9 protein-coding genes and 2 rRNA genes (1 of these 11 only partly in view) are annotated in these 18,441 nt (G+C 59.8%); 10 read left to right on the top strand and 1 reads right to left on the bottom strand.

The features are described 5' to 3' along the window. The 8 genes from EPZ47_RS03475 to yfiB form a co-directional block, all read left to right on the top strand. Nucleotides 1-2,604 (top strand): 23S ribosomal RNA (locus EPZ47_RS03475); it begins 288 nt to the left of the window's first position. A gap of 149 nt (nt 2,605-2,753) precedes the next feature. Further along, nucleotides 2,754-2,869, top strand: a 5S ribosomal RNA gene (gene rrf, locus EPZ47_RS03480). A 154-nt stretch (nt 2,870-3,023) separates the two neighbouring features. After that, nucleotides 3,024-6,476: an exodeoxyribonuclease V subunit gamma gene (recC, locus tag EPZ47_RS03485; protein WP_135843546.1), complete on the top strand. Its 3,453-nt coding sequence runs from the start codon at nt 3,024-3,026 to the stop codon at nt 6,474-6,476. After that, entirely contained in the window at nt 6,473-10,162 is a 3,690-nt protein-coding gene (recB, locus tag EPZ47_RS03490) for an exodeoxyribonuclease V subunit beta (protein WP_135843547.1), read from the top strand. The genes recC and recB overlap by 4 nt, the downstream gene beginning before the upstream one ends. Then, nucleotides 10,159-12,249, top strand: a complete 2,091-nt coding sequence (gene recD, locus EPZ47_RS03495) for an exodeoxyribonuclease V subunit alpha (protein ID WP_135843548.1) — start codon at nt 10,159-10,161, stop codon at nt 12,247-12,249. Before recB ends, recD begins: the two co-directional genes overlap by 4 nt. 139 nt (nt 12,250-12,388) lie before the next feature. Further along, nucleotides 12,389-12,964 (top strand): regulatory sequestration protein YfiR, encoded by a 576-nt coding sequence (gene yfiR / locus EPZ47_RS03500; RefSeq protein WP_135843549.1) that lies wholly within the window; start codon nt 12,389-12,391, stop codon nt 12,962-12,964. Further along, complete coding sequence (gene dgcN, locus EPZ47_RS03505; protein WP_135843550.1) at nt 12,961-14,229, top strand: diguanylate cyclase DgcN/YfiN; 1,269 nt, start codon at nt 12,961-12,963, stop codon at nt 14,227-14,229. Before yfiR ends, dgcN begins: the two co-directional genes overlap by 4 nt. 3 nt (nt 14,230-14,232) lie before the next feature. Then, on the top strand, nt 14,233-14,736 hold the full coding sequence (gene yfiB, locus EPZ47_RS03510; RefSeq protein ID WP_135843551.1) for an outer membrane lipoprotein YfiB: 504 nt from the start codon (nt 14,233-14,235) through the stop codon (nt 14,734-14,736). Here yfiB and EPZ47_RS03515 read toward each other — a convergent pair. Next, entirely contained in the window at nt 14,733-15,680 is a 948-nt protein-coding gene (locus EPZ47_RS03515; protein WP_135843552.1) for a LysR family transcriptional regulator, read from the bottom strand. The two genes, yfiB and EPZ47_RS03515, sit on opposite strands and share 4 nt — an antisense overlap. 138 nt (nt 15,681-15,818) lie before the next feature. On the opposite strand from EPZ47_RS03515, the gene EPZ47_RS03520 reads away from it, so the two are divergent. Together EPZ47_RS03520 and mmsB are read left to right on the top strand one after the other, a co-directional pair. After that, a complete protein-coding gene (locus EPZ47_RS03520) occupies nt 15,819-17,345 on the top strand; it encodes a CoA-acylating methylmalonate-semialdehyde dehydrogenase (RefSeq protein WP_135843553.1) in 1,527 nt (508 codons plus the stop codon). A gap of 10 nt (nt 17,346-17,355) precedes the next feature. Further along, complete coding sequence (gene mmsB, locus EPZ47_RS03525; protein WP_135843554.1) at nt 17,356-18,243, top strand: 3-hydroxyisobutyrate dehydrogenase; 888 nt, start codon at nt 17,356-17,358, stop codon at nt 18,241-18,243. Nucleotides 18,244-18,441: the final 198 nt, after the last annotated feature.

Below are 18,441 nucleotides of genomic sequence, written 5' to 3' on the forward strand. Positions count from 1 at the left end.
GCGGAACGCTCTGGAAAGTGCGGCCATAGTGGGTGATAGCCCTGTACGCGAAAGGATCTTAGAAGTGAAATCGAGTAGGACGGAGCACGAGAAACTTTGTCTGAATATGGGGGGACCATCCTCCAAGGCTAAATACTACTGACTGACCGATAGTGAACTAGTACCGTGAGGGAAAGGCGAAAAGAACCCCGGAGAGGGGAGTGAAATAGATCCTGAAACCGTATGCGTACAAGCAGTGGGAGCCCACTTTGTTGGGTGACTGCGTACCTTTTGTATAATGGGTCAGCGACTTATTTTCAGTGGCGAGCTTAACCGAATAGGGGAGGCGTAGCGAAAGCGAGTCTTAATAGGGCGTCTAGTCGCTGGGAATAGACCCGAAACCGGGCGATCTATCCATGGGCAGGTTGAAGGTTGGGTAACACTAACTGGAGGACCGAACCGACTACCGTTGAAAAGTTAGCGGATGACCTGTGGATCGGAGTGAAAGGCTAATCAAGCTCGGAGATAGCTGGTTCTCCTCGAAAGCTATTTAGGTAGCGCCTCATGTATCACTGTAGGGGGTAGAGCACTGTTTCGGCTAGGGGGTCATCCCGACTTACCAAACCGATGCAAACTCCGAATACCTACAAGTGCCGAGCATGGGAGACACACGGCGGGTGCTAACGTCCGTCGTGAAAAGGGAAACAACCCAGACCGTCAGCTAAGGTCCCAAAGTTATGGTTAAGTGGGAAACGATGTGGGAAGGCTTAGACAGCTAGGAGGTTGGCTTAGAAGCAGCCACCCTTTAAAGAAAGCGTAATAGCTCACTAGTCGAGTCGGCCTGCGCGGAAGATGTAACGGGGCTCAAACCATACACCGAAGCTACGGGTATCACGTAAGTGATGCGGTAGAGGAGCGTTCTGTAAGCCTGTGAAGGTGAGTTGAGAAGCTTGCTGGAGGTATCAGAAGTGCGAATGCTGACATGAGTAACGACAATGGGTGTGAAAAACACCCACGCCGAAAGACCAAGGTTTCCTGCGCAACGTTAATCGACGCAGGGTTAGTCGGTCCCTAAGGCGAGGCTGAAAAGCGTAGTCGATGGAAAACAGGTTAATATTCCTGTACTTCTGGTTATTGCGATGGAGGGACGGAGAAGGCTAGGCCAGCTTGGCGTTGGTTGTCCAAGTTTAAGGTGGTAGGCTGAGATCTTAGGTAAATCCGGGATCTTAAGGCCGAGAGCTGATGACGAGTTACCCTTTGGGTGACGAAGTGGTTGATGCCATGCTTCCAAGAAAAGCTTCTAAGCTTCAGGTAACCAGGAACCGTACCCCAAACCGACACAGGTGGTTGGGTAGAGAATACCAAGGCGCTTGAGAGAACTCGGGTGAAGGAACTAGGCAAAATGGCACCGTAACTTCGGGAGAAGGTGCGCCGGTGAGGGTGAAGCACTTGCTGCGTAAGCCCACGCCGGTCGAAGATACCAGGCCGCTGCGACTGTTTATTAAAAACACAGCACTCTGCAAACACGAAAGTGGACGTATAGGGTGTGACGCCTGCCCGGTGCCGGAAGGTTAATTGATGGGGTTAGCTAACGCGAAGCTCTTGATCGAAGCCCCGGTAAACGGCGGCCGTAACTATAACGGTCCTAAGGTAGCGAAATTCCTTGTCGGGTAAGTTCCGACCTGCACGAATGGCGTAACGATGGCGGCGCTGTCTCCACCCGAGACTCAGTGAAATTGAAATCGCTGTGAAGATGCAGTGTATCCGCGGCTAGACGGAAAGACCCCGTGAACCTTTACTATAGCTTTGCACTGGACTTTGAATTTGCTTGTGTAGGATAGGTGGGAGGCTTTGAAGCGTGGACGCCAGTTCGCGTGGAGCCATCCTTGAAATACCACCCTGGCAACTTTGAGGTTCTAACTCAGGTCCGTTATCCGGATCGAGGACAGTGTATGGTGGGTAGTTTGACTGGGGCGGTCTCCTCCTAAAGAGTAACGGAGGAGTACGAAGGTGCGCTCAGACCGGTCGGAAATCGGTCGTAGAGTATAAAGGCAAAAGCGCGCTTGACTGCGAGACAGACACGTCGAGCAGGTACGAAAGTAGGTCTTAGTGATCCGGTGGTTCTGTATGGAAGGGCCATCGCTCAACGGATAAAAGGTACTCCGGGGATAACAGGCTGATACCGCCCAAGAGTTCATATCGACGGCGGTGTTTGGCACCTCGATGTCGGCTCATCACATCCTGGGGCTGAAGCCGGTCCCAAGGGTATGGCTGTTCGCCATTTAAAGTGGTACGCGAGCTGGGTTTAGAACGTCGTGAGACAGTTCGGTCCCTATCTGCCGTGGACGTTTGAGATTTGAGAGGGGCTGCTCCTAGTACGAGAGGACCGGAGTGGACGAACCTCTGGTGTTCCGGTTGTCACGCCAGTGGCATTGCCGGGTAGCTATGTTCGGGAAAGATAACCGCTGAAAGCATCTAAGCGGGAAACTTGCCTCAAGATGAGATCTCACTGGGACCTTGAGTCCCCTGAAGGGCCGTCGAAGACTACGACGTTGATAGGCAGGGTGTGTAAGCGCTGTGAGGCGTTGAGCTAACCTGTACTAATTGCCCGTGAGGCTTGACCATATAACACCCAAGCAATTTGCTGACCTGAAAGGGCACCAGATTGCGGTGTGTGAAGACGATATGAACCGAAAGTTCGCAGCAAACACACAAACTATCGCATACCCATTCGCTGGCACGTGACCGCAAGGCACGCACCGGCTACCGAATTTCTTGACGACCATAGAGCATTGGAACCACCTGATCCCATCCCGAACTCAGCAGTGAAACGATGCATCGCCGATGGTAGTGTGGGGTTTCCCCATGTGAGAGTAGGTCATCGTCAAGATTAAATTCCGAAACCCCTATCTGCTGACGCAGGTAGGGGTTTTGTTTTGCCCGCGAGAAAGTTCTTACGACAAGCACGGACAGCTCCCGGCTGTCACAGCCCCCCGACAGTGCTAAGGTTCGGCCCTAGCTTTTGCATTTCAAGGATGCCCTTCATGCCGGACGCGACGTCCCTTAGCCCTGCTTTCATGGTGGTTCACGGGAATCGCCTTGATGAGCTGCGCAGCCTGGTGATCAGCTTGATGCGGCGTTATCCGCTGGGCCCTCTTGAAAATGAAATTGCGCTGGTACAAAGCAACGGTATCGCCCAATGGCTCAAGTTGGCACTGGCTGAAGATCCGGAAGACGACGACACGGGCGGCTGCGGTATTGCCGCTGCCATTGATGTGCAGTTGCCAGGCAGCTTCATGTGGCAACTTTATCGAATGGTTCTGGGACGTGACGAGATTCCGATCAAGTCCTTGCTGGATAAGGCGCCGCTCACCTGGCGACTGATGCGTCTGCTGCCGCAGTTGATCGAGCAGCCTCATTTCGAGCCTCTGCGGCGATTCCTTACCCACGACACCGACTTGCGCAAGCGCTATCAATTGTCCGAGCGTCTTGCCGATCTGTTCGACCAATACCAGGTGTACCGGGCCGACTGGCTTGAAGACTGGGCGGAAGGTCGACACCAGACCAGAAACGTCCGAGGTGAAATCAAGCCGCTCGCGCCAGCCAATTGTTGGCAAGCTGAACTGTGGCGAGCCTTGTTACTGGACGTCGGAGAAAAGGGCATGGCCCAGAGCCGTGCTGGCGTTCACCAGCGTTACATCGAGCGTATCAACAGCCTGGAGGTCGCGCCGAAAGGTCTGCCCGCGCGGGTGATCGTGTTTGGCATTTCTTCGTTGCCTGCCCAAGCCCTCGAGGCGCTCGCCGGCCTGTCCCGGTTCAGCCAGGTCCTGCTGTGCGTCCACAACCCGTGTCGTCACCATTGGGCGGACATCGTGGCCGACAAGGACTTGCTGCGTCACCAATACAAGCGTCAGGCACGCAAGACCGGCATGCCCGTCGTCCTCGACCCGCAAACCTTGCATCAGCATGCTCATCCGCTATTGGCTGCCTGGGGCAAGCAGGGGCGTGACTACATCAACCTGCTCGACAGCTACGATGACCCCAACAGCTATCGCTCGGTATTTCGCGATGGACGAATCGACCTGTTCAGTGACGGGAATCCCACGACCCTCCTCAGTCAGTTGCAAGATGACATCCTGGAGCTGCGTCCCCTGAATGAAACCCGGGAACACTGGCCTACCGTCGATACGGCACGAGATGGGTCAGTCCGTTTTCATATTGCCCACAGCGCTCAGCGCGAGGTAGAAATTCTCCATGACCAGTTGCTAGCCCACTTTAGTGCTGATCCGACCCTGCGCCCTCGGGACATCATCGTCATGGTCCCGGATATCGACAGTTATGCCCCGCATATCCGTGCAGTGTTCGGCCAACTGGATAGAACCGATCCCCGTTTTATTCCATTCACCCTGACCGACCAGGGCCAGCGTGGACGTGATCCGCTGCTTATCGCCGTCGAGCACCTGCTCAAGCTGCCTGACAGCCGCTTCCCGGTCAGTGAAATCCTCGATTTGCTGGATGTCCCGGCGTTGCGTGAGCGTTTCGGCATCGATGAGGCTGACTTGCCGACACTGCACCGCTGGATCGAGGGTGCGGGCATTCGCTGGGGCATGAGCGCCGAACACCGTGCCGGGTTGGGGTTGCCTGCGGAACTTGAGCAGAACAGCTGGCATTTCGGTCTGCATCGTATGCTGCTGGGGTATGCCGTCGGCAGTTCGCTCGCCTATGAGGGCATCGAACCCTATGATGAAATCGGCGGCCTTGATGCAGCGTTGATTGGGCCTTTGGTTGCCTTGCTGGATGCGCTGGAAGTCGCCCATAAGGAACTCACCCAACCCGCATCGCCGCAGGAATGGGGTTCGCGTCTGCACGACCTGGTGCAAGTGTTTTTCCAGGCGAGCAACGAGCATGACGACTACCTGTTGGCCCAACTCGAAGATTTGCGCGAAACCTGGTTGGAAACCTGTGAGTCAGTGGGGCTGCACGATGAGTTGCCGCTGACGGTCGTGCGCGAAGCCTGGTTGGCCGGACTGGATCAAGGTCGACTGTCCCAACGTTTCCTGGCCGGGGCGGTCAACTTCTGTACCTTGATGCCGATGCGTGCGATTCCCTTCAAGCTGGTGTGCCTGCTGGGAATGAACGATGGCGATTACCCGCGAGCCCAGCCCCCCTTGGATTTCGATCTCATGGGCAGCGACTATCGCCCTGGCGATCGGTCCCGGCGTGAGGACGACCGCTACCTGCTATTGGAAGCGCTGCTTTCGGCCCGGGAAAAGCTTTATATCAGTTGGGTGGGGCGCAGCATCCGCGATAACAGTGAGCGCCCCGCATCGGTGTTGATCGGTCAGCTGCGCGATCACCTGGCCAGTGGATGGCGACTGGCAGATGACAGTAAGAATCTTCTCGAAGCACTGACTCAGGAGCACCCTCTGCAACCGTTCAGCGCTCGTTATTTTCATCAAGGCGATGAGTTGTTCAGTTACGCCAGCGAATGGCGAATGCTTCACGCCGCCCACGATCACACCGGCAAGACCCAGGTGCTGGAGCCCTACCTTCAGGAAGAACCCTTGGGCCTTGGCCAGTTGCAGGACTTCCTGCGCAATCCCGTCCGCCATTTCTTCAGCCAGCGACTGAAAGTATTCTTCGAGGTCATCGAAGCGCCGCTGGCCGATGATGAACCGTTCGTTCTCGATGCCTTGCAACGCTACAGCCTGAGCGACAGCTTGCTCGAGGCCGCGCTGGTTCGCCTGGACCAGCCGGAGCTTGCCTTGGCCGCCCACGCCAAAAGGCTCCAGAACAGCGGCCTGTTACCGATGGCCGGTTTCGGTGAGTGCATGCAGCGCGAGTTGATCGAGCCCTTGCCTGATCTGCTCCAGCGTTACCAACAGCTCCTGGCGTTATGGCCCACGCCGCTGACCAGTGCTGTGCCTGTCAGCCTGCAATTGCATGGGGTAAGCGTCGAAGGCTGGCTCAGCGGCCTGCACCAGCGCTCCGACGGTGCGGTCCTCGCCATTACCGCGATTCCCAATAGCATTGGCTCTATCAAGACCCGCAAATGGCATCGCCTGATACGTCCCTGGGTCAACCATCTGGTGGCCTGCGCTAACGGTTTGTCGATGACGACGGCGCTGGTGGCCAGTGATGACAGCTTGCTGCTGGCGCCTTTTGATCAGCCAGTCGCGCAGAGACTGCTCGGCGATTTGTTGCAGGCTTGGCAGACCGGGATGCGCCAGCCGCTACCGGTCGCGGTGAAGACTGCGTTTGCCTGGCTGGGCCAGAGCGATCCGGCCAAAGCCGATGCGGCGGCTCGAAAAGCCTACGAAGGCGATGGACAGACCTCTGAAGGCGAACGACGGGAAAGTCCGGCCTTGGCCCGACAGTTTGCGGATTTTGATGTCCTGACGGCTGACGAAACATTCCCCGATTGGTGCAATGCGCTTTACCGGCCTCTGCTCGACGCGCCATGGCGTTCATTGGTCAGCGAGGAGGCACGCTCATGAGTCATCAGACACCATTGGCCCTGGCCTTCCCGCTACGTGGCAGCCAGTTGATCGAGGCCAGTGCTGGTACCGGCAAAACCTTTACTATTTCGGCGCTGTATCTGCGTCTGGTACTTGGGCATGGCGACTCGGCAAGTGGCTTCGGTCGCGAGCTGCTTCCTCCGCAGATCCTGGTGGTGACCTTCACTGACGCTGCCACCAAAGAGTTGCGTGAACGTATTCGCACGCGCCTGGCCGAAGCTGCGCGTTTCTTTCGTGACGAGATTCCTGCTCCGGATTCGCTGATCGCAGAGTTGCGGGACGAGTTCCCTGCCGAGCAATGGCCTGGCTGTGCGAACCGGCTGGACATTGCCGCGCAGTGGATGGACGAAGCGGCGGTCTCGACCATCCATAGCTGGTGTCAGCGGATGCTGCGCGAGCATGCTTTCGACAGCGGTAGCCTGTTTACCCAAACCCTGGAAACCGACCACAGCGAATTGCTTGGCGAGGTGTTGCGCGACTATTGGCGGCTGTTCTGCTACTCGATGCAAGGTGAGGCGCTGAACTGGGTGCGTGCTCATTGGGGAGGGCCTGCTGCACTGTTGCCCCGTGTGAGAGGGTTGTTTTCCAGCGAGCGTGGCAACGGAGAGGGGCTCGAACCTGCCGAGCTCATCGCGGCCTCCCTGCAGGAGCGCAGTGCCGCTTTGCTCGATCTCAAGGCGCCGTGGCGGCAATGGGCCGTGGAGCTGCTGGAGATCTGCCAGCAAGGTGTCGCCAGCAAGAGTGTCGATGGTCGCAAGATGCAGGCACGCTACTTCGAACCCTGGTTTCAGAAAATCACGGCGTGGGTGGATGACGAAAGCCTCGAGCTGTTGGACATTGGCACCGGGTTCACCCGGTTGACGCCCGAGGGCATGGCCGAAGCCTGGAAAGGCGAAGTGCCAAGCCATCCCGGGCTGGACGCCATGGCCGCTCTCAAGGCCAGCCTGGATGCCTTGCCCACGCCGGATGCCGCGGTGCTGCAACATGCCGCGCAGTGGGTTGGGGCGCGCTTCGAGGCAGAGAAACGTCGCCGCGCGGAGATGGGCTTCGACGACATGCTGCTGCGTCTTGACGCCGCTCTGCAAGCCGAGGGGGGAGAGCGTCTGGCGAGCCTGATCCGCGAGCAGTTCCCGGTGGCATTGATCGATGAGTTCCAGGACACCGACCCGGTTCAATACCGGATCTTCGAAGGCATCTACCGCATCGAAGATAACAACCCTGAAACCGGCCTGTTCCTGATTGGCGATCCGAAGCAGGCGATCTACGCGTTTCGCGGTGCCGACATCTATACCTACCTGCGAGCCCGCGAAGCCACCGCTGGCCGGCTGCATACGCTGGGCACGAACTTCCGCTCCAGCCACGCCATGGTTGGCGCCGTGAACCATATTTTCCAGAACGCCGAAGCTCGCCCGCAGGGGCGCGGAGCCTTCCTGTTCCGGGAGCCATCGGGTGTGAACCCGGTGCCGTTTTTGCCTGTTGAGTCCCAAGGACGCAAGGAGTCCCTGCTGATCGCAGGGCAAGCCGTTGCGGCATTGAATATCTGGCACCTGCCTTCGGATCAGCCGCTCTCCGGTGCGGTGTATCGGCAACACATGGCGGCGGCCTGCGCCAGTGAGATCACGGCGTTGCTCAATGGCGGCCAGTCGGGACGCGACGGTTTCACGGTCGATGAAAAAACGCTCCGAGGGTTGCGACCGGCGGATATCGCCATCCTGGTGCGCGACGGCAAGGAAGCGCAGGCCGTGCGAGACCAGTTGTCCGCACGAGGAGTACGCAGTGTCTATCTGTCCGATAAGGACTCGGTCTTTGCTGCTCAGGAAGCACGGGATTTGCTGATATGGCTCAGGGCCTGCGCCGAGCCGGATGTCGAACGGCCGCTGCGGGCAGCACTGGCCAGCATTACCTTGAACCTGTCGCTGACGGAGCTGGAGCGGCTCAACCAGGATGAGTTGGCCTGGGAGGCCCGGGTCATGCAGTTCCGAGGCTATCGCACAGTCTGGCGTACCCAGGGGGTGCTGCCCATGTTGCGCCGTCTGTTGCATGATTTCGAATTGCCCCAGGCCTTGATGGCGCGCAGCGATGGCGAGCGGGTGCTGACCAACTTGTTGCATCTGTGCGAACTGTTACAGCAGGCCGCCGGCGAGCTGGATGGCGAGCAGGCCTTGATTCGACATTTGTCCGAGCACCTGGCCTTGTCCGGGCAGGCGGGAGAGGAGCAGATCCTGCGCCTGGAAAGCGATGAACAACTGGTCAAGGTGGTCACGATCCACAAGTCCAAGGGGCTTGAATACCCGTTGGTCTTTTTGCCCTTTATCTGTTCGACGAAACCGGTGGATGGCAGTCGATTGCCTTTGCATTACCACGATGAGTCCCGCCAGGCGCAGATCAGTCTCAAGCCCACCGCCGAGTTGATTGCCAAGTCCGATGACGAGCGTCTGGCCGAGGACCTGCGGCTGCTTTACGTGGCGCTTACCCGTGCGCAACATGCCTGCTGGCTGGGTGTCGCTGATCTCAAACGGGGCAACCACAGCAGCTCGATCCTGCATTTGTCCGCGCTGGGGTATCTATTGGGTGGCGGTGTGCCGTTGGCCGAGTCGGTGAAGTTGAGGGGCTGGCTGGAGGCGCTGCAACAGGGCAGCGATGCGGTGAGTTGCCAGGAAATGCCCCAGGCCACCGATGAGTGCTACCGCCCCCCGCGTAACGAAGCGGTGTTGCTCGAGCCCTTGATACCCGTGCGCAAAGCCAGCGAAAACTGGTGGATTGCCTCCTACAGCGCATTGCGCATTGGCGAAAGCCTGAGCGAAGGCAGCGATAGCGCGCCAGAGAATCCGCAGGCCCAGAAACTGTTCGACGATGAGCGACTTGACCCGGATGCCCCAAGGGAAGTCATTGCCGTGGGCGGCGACATCCATCGCTTTCCCCGCGGGCCCAACCCTGGCACCTTTCTTCATGGACTTCTGGAATGGGTCGCCGGGGAAGGGTTTTCATCGGCGCCGACGGATATCGAGGATGCCATTGCCCGACGCTGCAATCGCCGTGGCTGGAAAGGCTGGATCACCACGCTGAGCGAATGGCTGCAACACCTGATCCAACTGCCTTTGCCTGTCGGTAACGGCCAGACGCCGGTGGTGTTCGAGCACTTGACCCATTTCCAGGTCGAAATGGAATTCTGGTTCGCCAGTCATAAGGTCGATGTGCTCAAGCTCGATCAACTGGTTTGCCGCTTCACCCATGGCGGTGTGGCCCGTGTCGCCGCCGAGCCGGTGTTGCTTAACGGCATGTTCAAGGGCTTCATCGATTTGACCTTCGAGCACGACGGCCGTTACTACGTGGCCGACTACAAATCCAACTGGCTGGGTGTCGATGACATGGCCTATACCGCGCAGGCCATGGAGCAGTCGATCCTGGACAATCGCTACGACCTGCAATACGTGTTGTATCTGTTGGCCCTGCATCGTCAGCTCAAGGCACGCCTGTCCGACTATGACTACGACCGGCATGTCGGCGGTGCCTTGTATCTGTTCCTTCGGGGTACCCGCTCAGCCAGTCAGGGGGTGTATTTCACCAAGCCGCCACGGGCATTGATCGAGCAGCTGGATCGTCTGTTCCAGGGGGCACCCGAACCCAAGGCCGAGCCGGCGTGGGTGCAGGGAGAGTTGCTATGAGTCGTTCTTTTGCCGACCTGCGGCCCACATCGTCCGATGACGAGAACCTGGTTGAGCTGGCGCCTTTGACTCGTGCAGATGATCTGCTGCTGTTGCTGACGCGTTGGGTCGAACGCGGTTGGTTGCGTGCCCTGGACAAGGCATTCGTCGCGTTCCTCCATGAGCTGGCGCCTGACGATGATCCGTTGGTCCTGCTCGCCGCGGCCCTCACCAGTCATCAGTTGGGCCATGGGCATGTCTGCCTGGACTTGTTCGAAACCCTCGAGGAACCGGACTTCGCCCTGTCGCTGCCCCCGGAGGGTGACTTGCAGACCGGCGTGCTGCCGTCGCAAATCTTGCGGACCCTGGATGGCGCTCATTGGTGCAACGTCCTGGCCTCCAGCCGCCTGGTGGCGCTGGCGGTCGATGGGAGCGAAGAGGCGCAGCAGCGCCCGTTGGTGTTGTCCGGCAAACGTCTCTATCTACGCCGTTACTGGGCCTATGAACGGCGGATCGATGAGACATTGCGCCAACGGCTTGCCGAGCAGGAAGCCGCGCCTGGCGACCTGCGCGAGCGTTTGGACGGGCTGTTCGGGCCGGCCAGCGCCACCGCTCCTATCGATTGGCAGAAACTGGCCTGTGCGCTGGCGACTCGGGGGGGCTTCAGTATCGTCACCGGCGGCCCAGGCACCGGCAAGACCACCACCGTTGTACGCTTGCTGGCGTTGCTGCAGGCGCCAGCGGTGGAAGCCGGGAAGCCGCTGCGGATTCGCCTGGCCGCTCCGACCGGCAAGGCGGCAGCACGTCTGACCGAGTCCATCAGCCAGCAGGTGCGGACCCTGGATGTGGACGACGCTGTGCGTGAACGCATTCCCTGCGACGTGACCACGGTCCATCGTTTGCTGGGCAGTCGGCCCGGTACCCGCCATTTTCGTCACCATGCAGGTAATCGGTTGCCACTGGATGTGCTGGTGGTCGATGAAGCATCCATGATCGATCTGGAGATGATGGCCAATCTGTTGGATGCGTTGCCGGCTCACGCGCGACTGGTGTTGCTGGGGGACAAGGACCAGTTGGCCTCCGTGGAGGCCGGTGCGGTGCTGGGGGATTTGTGTCGGGACGCCGAGGAGGGCTGGTACAGCCCGCAGACCCGAACCTGGCTTGAGTCGGTCAGTGGTGAAAATCTTTCGGCCAGTGATCTGCAGCAAGACCTCGACGGCACCCATCCCTTGGCGCAGCAAGTGGTCATGCTCAGGCATTCCCGTCGCTTCGGCGAGGGCAGTGGCATTGGTCAGTTGGCCCGCTGGGTCAACCAGCAACAGCCTGAAAAAGCCCGTCAGTTGCTGATCGATGGCCAACATGCCGACCTGTGTTCCCTGGCGTTAAAGGGCGAGCATGATGGGGCGCTGGAGCGTTTGTTACTCGAAGGCCGGCCGGAAGGGCCGCAGGGGTATCGACATTACCTGAGCCTTCTACGGCAGCGACGACCGGCCATTTCTCGTCCATTGGAAGATGCTTGCTGGGCCGATTGGGCTCGGGAGGTCTTGTCGGCATTCGACGAATTCCAATTGCTCTGTGCTGTGCGTAAAGGGCCATGGGGTGTTGAAGGACTGAACCAGCGCATCACCGCCGCGCTGCTCAAGGCCCGCCTGATCGATAGCGATCACCAGTGGTACGAAGGACGCCCGGTGTTGATGACTCGCAACGATTACGGGCTGGGGTTGATGAACGGCGATATCGGCATTGCCCTCAAGTTGCCCGAGCGTGCAGGGCCGGATGCCGGTAAACAGGTGCTGCGTGTCGCCTTCCCCCGCAACGACGGCCAGGGGGGCGTGCGTTTCGTCCTGCCCAGTCGGCTCAATGATGTGGAAACCGTGTATGCGATGACCGTGCACAAGTCCCAGGGCTCGGAATTCACCCACACGGCGTTGATTCTCCCGGATGCGCTGAACCCCGTATTGACCAAGGAACTGGTGTACACCGCCATTACCCGGGCCAAGCAATGGTTCAGCCTGATCGAGCCGCGGGCGGGAGTGTTCGAGGAGGCGGTGCGGCGCAAGGTCAAGCGCTTGAGTGGGTTGATGCTGGCGTTGGAACGAGATGACTGAATGATCAGCTTTCGTGATTCAATGCCTGGGTCGCGATTTTGACTGTTTTCTGTCGGATATGTCCGTAGAGCGCCGGCTCGCTGGCTTTTTGGCACTGTGCTATCGTTCCGGCACTTATCGTATGACCAAGAGATTTTCCATGAGAGTGGTGGTTCGGGAGGCAGTGCGCAGCAAGGACTGGAGGCATTATCTGCTTACCGGTCTTCTGTGGTTGCTGTCGCCTGTGGTGGTTGCCGAAGACCCGTCATCCACGAGCCGGGCCGAACAGCGGGCCGAAGCGGTCACTCAAGTCGTCTTGGGCATTCTCAGCTACGCTCGCTGGCCATTGGAACCCGCGCAACTGCAACTGTGCATTGTCGGGCCGACCCAATACACCGACGACCTGGTAAAAGGCACCACCCAGGCCACCGGCCGACCAGTGACCGTGCAGAGGTTGCTGGCCGATCACCCCAGCATCGCCACGGATTGCAACGCCGTCTACATCGGCAGGCTGACCAGCGACGAGCGCACCCGTCTGTTCGCCTCCTTGATCGGTAAGCCTGTGTTGAGCATCAGCGAGGGTGGTGACCAGTGCACTGTGGGTAGCCTGTTCTGCCTGCGGGTCGGTGATGAGCAGGTATCGTTCGAGGTCAACCTCGACTCGGTGGCGCGCAGTGGCGTGCGTATCCATCCGAGCGTTCTGCAGCTTTCCCGTCGCAGGCCGGCAACACCATGAGTCTGGCCAAAACACGGATCCGTCCCACCCTGGGTTCGGTCATCGGGCGCGGTCACCTGATCGTCGCGTTGGTGGCAATCACCATGGCCAGTGTTTCCCTGACTTTGCTGGGTGTGCTTGCGTTGCGGGTCTACGCCGATCATAACCTGCACCTGATCGCCCGCTCGATCAACTACACCGTGGAAGCGGCGGTGGTGTTCGATGATTCGGCTGCGGCTACCGAAGCGCTGGCCTTGATCGCCACCACCGAAGAAGTCGCCGATGCCAGGGTGTTCAATGAGCACGGGCGCTTGTTGGCGCGCTGGCAGCGACCGGAAACCGGTCTTTTGTCGGAGCTGGAGATGCACATCGCCAAGGCATTCCTGGAAAAACCCATCAGCCTGCCGATCGTTCATCAGGGGCGGAACATTGGCAGCATCTTGTTGGCGGGGCATGGTGGCAGCCTGTTGCGCTTTTTGCTCAGCGGTCTGGCGGGGATCATTTTGTGCACGGCAGTGAGTGCCTGGGTGGCGCTGTACCTGGCGCGGCGCCAGTTGCGCGCGATCACGGGGCCGCTGCGTAGCCTGGCCGAGGTAGCCCACGCGGCCCGCAGCGAGCGAGCCCTGGACCGGCGCGTGCCGCCGGCCGCCATCGCCGAACTGGATAACCTGGGCAATGACTTCAACGCATTGCTCGATGAATTGGAATCCTGGCAGACCCACCTGCAAAGCGAGAACGAAACCCTGGCCCATCAGGCCAGTCACGACAGCCTGACCGGGTTGCCGAACCGGGCGTACTTCGAAGGCCGGTTGATCCGTGCTTTGCGCAATGCCAGCAAACTCGACGAACAAGTGGCTGTGCTGTATCTGGACAGCGACCGGTTCAAGGGCATCAATGATAATTTCGGCCACGCTGCCGGTGACGCGGTGCTGACGGCGGTGGCGACGCGGGTTCGCGCACAATTGCGTGAGGATGACCTGGTGGCGCGTCTGGGTGGCGATGAGTTCGCCGTGTTGCTGGCACCGCTGCACAATGCCGAAGACGCCGAGTTGATCGCGGAAAAAATCATCGCCAGCATGGAAATGCCGATTCAATTGCCCGGCAATGCCTCAGTGCTGACGTCCCTCAGTATCGGTATTGCCGTTTACCCTGATCATGGCGCCACGCCAGGCGCCTTGCTCAACGCCGCCGATGCGGCGATGTACCAGGCCAAACGCCTCGCCCGAGGCGGCCAACACACGGCGGGGTCGGAGCATTCCGTCGCGGATCTTCAAACCAGGAGCTGACTCGTGCGTTTATATCCTCAACTTTCCTTGCGGCACTTCGCCGCGTTTTTGTTTCTCGCCGTCCTGGCCCTGAGCGGTTGCCAGACTGCACCGCAGAAAGGGCTTACCCCGGCGCAAGTGGCCGTGCTCAAACAGCAAGGGTTCGAATTGACTGACGATGGCTGGGCCTTTGGTCTGTCAGGCAAGGTGCTGTTCGGCAGCGATGTGGAAAACCTCAACCCGGCCAGCACCGAGATCGTCGAGCGAATTGGCAAGGCGCTGCTGGGGGCTGGAATCGAGCGGGTACGCGTCGATGGCCACACCGACGCCTCGGGTTCTCAAGCCTATAACGAACAACTGTCGATACGTCGCGCCCTTAGCGTGAGCAAAGTATTGATAGGCGTAGGCATGCGTGAAGAAAACGTCCAATCACGCGGTCTCGGTAGCAGCAAGCCAGTCGCATCCAACGACACGGTCGATGGGCGTACCGAAAACCGTCGCGTCGCCATCGTGGTCATCGCCGACTAGTCGGCAAACACCATCTCCCGGCTGTCCCCCATCAGCAGTGGCTGGTTCTGTTCAGTCACTTCGCGGATGTAATCCCACAGCAGGGTAATGCGCTTGAGCTTGCGCAGGTCCTCCCGGCAGTACATCCAGAACTGCCGGGTGACATTGATTTCCTCCGGCAGCACCGGCAAAAGCCTTGGGTCCTGGGCGGCAAGGAAGCACGGCAGAATTGCCAGCGAACGCCCTTGCTGCGCCGCCACGAATTGCGCGATCACGCTGGTGCTGCGCAGATGAGCGTGGGCGCCGGGCAGTACGTTGGCCAGGTAGAGCAACTCGGAACTGAACGCCAGGTCATCCACGTAGCTGATGAACGAGTGATTGCTCAAGTCTGCCGGGCGCCGGATGGGTGGGTGGTTGTCCAGGTATGGCTGGGTGGCGTAGAGCTGCAGCCGGTAGTCGCACAGTTTGCAGCACACATACGGGCCGTGTTCGGGGCGTTCGAGGGCGATGACGATGTCGGCTTCGCGCTTGGAGAGGCTGATGAAGTGCGGCAGCGGCAGGATGTCCACCGAAATGGCCGGGTAGGCGTCGACGAAGTGGCTCAACTGCGGGGTGATGAAGAAGCTGCCGAAGCCTTCGGTGCAGCCCATGCGCACGTGGCCGGACAGTGCGACCCCCGACCCCGAAACCTGTTCGCAGGCCATGTGTAGGGTGCTTTCGATCGACTCGGCGTAACCCAGCAGGCGCTGGCCTTCAGCCGTCAGGACAAAACCGTTGGTCCGGGATTTCTCGAACAGCAGCGTGCCCAATGACGTTTCCAGCGAACTGATGCGTCGTGACACCGTGGTGTAGTCGACGGCCAGGCGCTTGGCCGCCGTGCTGGCCTTGCGGGTGCGGGCCACTTCGAGGAAAAACTTGAGGTCGTCCCAATTGAGCGACCCCAGGGAGGTGATGTTTTTTTGCATGTTGGACCGGTTTTTATGTGCGTTCTTATTAGAAGTTTGCACATCTATACTCCAAAAACAGTCCCATCACCAAGGTGTCTATGCGCCTTGGTCTCTGCTGAACCAGCGCGCCCTATAAGAACAATCCCGGAGGCCAGCATGAATGTTTCCCTTACGCCCAACGACACTGCCCTGCAAACCGTCAGACTGCTGATCGATGGCGAGTGGGTTGAATCCCAATCCAGCGAATGGCACGACATCGTCAACCCGGCCACTCAGCAGGTGCTGGCGAAGGTTCCGTTCGCCACCGCATCGGAAGTCGATGCCGCCATTGCTGCCGCCCAGCGTGCCTTCCAGACCTGGAAGCTGACCCCCATCGGCGCGCGGATGCGCATCATGCTAAAGCTCCAGGCGTTGATCCGCGAGCACTCCAAGCGTATCGCCGCGGTGCTCAGCGCCGAGCAGGGCAAAACCATCGCTGATGCCGAGGGCGATATTTTCCGCGGCCTGGAAGTGGTCGAGCATGCCTGTTCAATCGGCACGCTGCAGATGGGCGAGTTCGCCGAGAACGTTGCCGGCGGCGTTGATACCTACACGTTGCGCCAGCCGATTGGGGTGTGTGCGGGCATTACCCCGTTCAACTTCCCGGCGATGATTCCGCTGTGGATGTTCCCGATGGCCATCGCCTGTGGCAACACCTTCGTGCTCAAGCCGTCGGAACAGGACCCGCTGTCGACCATGCTGCTGGTGGAACTGGCCATCGAGGCTGGCGTGCCGGCGGGTGTGCTCAATGTGGTGCATGGCGGCAAGGATGTGGTGGATGCGCTTTGCACCCACAAAGACATCAAGGCGGTTTCCTTTGTGGGCTCGACGGCGGTCGGCACTCATGTGTATGAGCTTGCGGGTCGCCATGGCAAGCGCGTGCAGTCGATGATGGGCGCCAAGAACCACGCCGTGGTGTTGCCTGACGCCAATCGCGAGCAAACCCTCAACGCCCTGGTCGGGGCCGGTTTCGGCGCGGCGGGCCAGCGTTGCATGGCCACCTCCGTGGTGGTGATGGTGGGCGCGGCCAAGCAATGGTTGCCGGAACTCAAGGCCCTGGCGCAGAAGCTCAAGGTCAACGCTGGCAGCGAGCCGGGTACCGATGTCGGGCCGGTGATTTCCAAACGGGCCAAGGCGCGGATTCTCGAGTTGATCGAGAGCGGCGTGAAGGAAGGGGCGAAGCTGGAACTCGATGGCCGTGACATCAGCGTGCGGGGCTTCGAGCAGGGTAACTTCGTCGGCCCGACCCTGTTTTCCGGCGTGACCACCGACATGCGCATCTACACCGAAGAAATCTTCGGCCCGGTGCTGGTGGTGCTGGAAGTCGACACCCTCGATCAGGCGATTGCCCTGGTCAACGCCAACCCGTTCGGCAATGGCACGGGCCTGTTCACCCAGAGCGGTGCGGCGGCACGCAAATTCCAGAGTGAAATCGACGTCGGCCAGGTGGGGATCAACATCCCGATTCCAGTGCCGGTACCGTTTTTCAGCTTCACCGGTTCCCGGGGTTCGAAACTCGGCGACCTCGGCCCGTACGGCAAACAAGTGGTGCAGTTCTACACTCAGACCAAGACCGTTACCGCGCGCTGGTTCGATGATGACAGCGTCAATGACGGCGTGAATACCACCATCAACCTGCGTTAAGGAGCCGGACATGAACATCGCCTTTATCGGCCTCGGCAACATGGGCGCCCCCATGGCGCGCAATCTGCTCAAGGCCGGCCATTCGCTGAACCTGTTCGACCTGAACCAGACGGTGCTGGCCGAGCTGGCAACGCTAGGTGGCACTATCAGCACCTCGCCGCGGGATGCGGCCCAGGGCGCGGCACTGGTGATCACCATGCTGCCGGCCGCGGCCCATGTGCGCAGTGTCTGGCTGGGGGAAGACGGCGTGCTGGCCGGTATCGCCGCTGGTACGCCAGCGGTGGATTGCAGCACCATCGATCCACAGACCGCCCGCGATGTCGCCGCCGCTGCCGCCAGGCAGGGCGTGGCGATGGCCGACGCTCCCGTCTCGGGCGGCACCGGCGGTGCGGCAGCTGGCACGTTGACCTTCATGGTCGGTGCCAGCGCTGAGCTGTTTGCCACCTTGCAACCGGTGCTGGCGCAAATGGGCCGTAACATTGTGCGTTGCGGAGAGGTCGGCACCGGGCAGATCGCCAAAATCTGCAACAACCTGCTGCTGGGAATTTCCATGGTGGGCGTCAGCGAAGCCATGGCCCTGGGCGACGCTCTGGGGATCGACACCCAGGTGCTGGCCGGGATCATCAACAGCTCGACGGGTCGTTGCTGGAGTTCGGACACCTACAACCCATGGCCGGGCGTGATTGAAACGGCGCCGGCGTCCCGAGGTTACACCGGCGGTTTCGGTGCGGACCTGATGCTCAAGGACTTGGGCCTGGCCACCGAAGCCGCGCGGCAGGCCCATCAGCCGGTGGTGCTGGGGGCGGTGGCTCAGCAGTTGTATCAGGCGATGAGCCAGCGGGGCGAGGGCGGCAAGGATTTTTCGGCAATTGTTAACAGCTATCGCAAGCCGCAATAGGCGCAGCATTGCATGAAGCGTTCATCCCCCGGCGACGTAGCGGATTGAACCTGTTTAAAGCGGCGTGAGCCGCGTTGCAGGTTTAAGGCTGCGTCGCTGGCGCAGGAAATAAACCCCTGGGCGAGGTCTCGCCGCGAAGCTGTAATAAACGATATCTAATATGAATGTGTCCTGAGTAATCCTCGGTTTCATATATAT

The organism is Pseudomonas viciae, assembly GCF_004786035.1.
Classification (GTDB): domain Bacteria; phylum Pseudomonadota; class Gammaproteobacteria; order Pseudomonadales; family Pseudomonadaceae; genus Aquipseudomonas; species Aquipseudomonas viciae.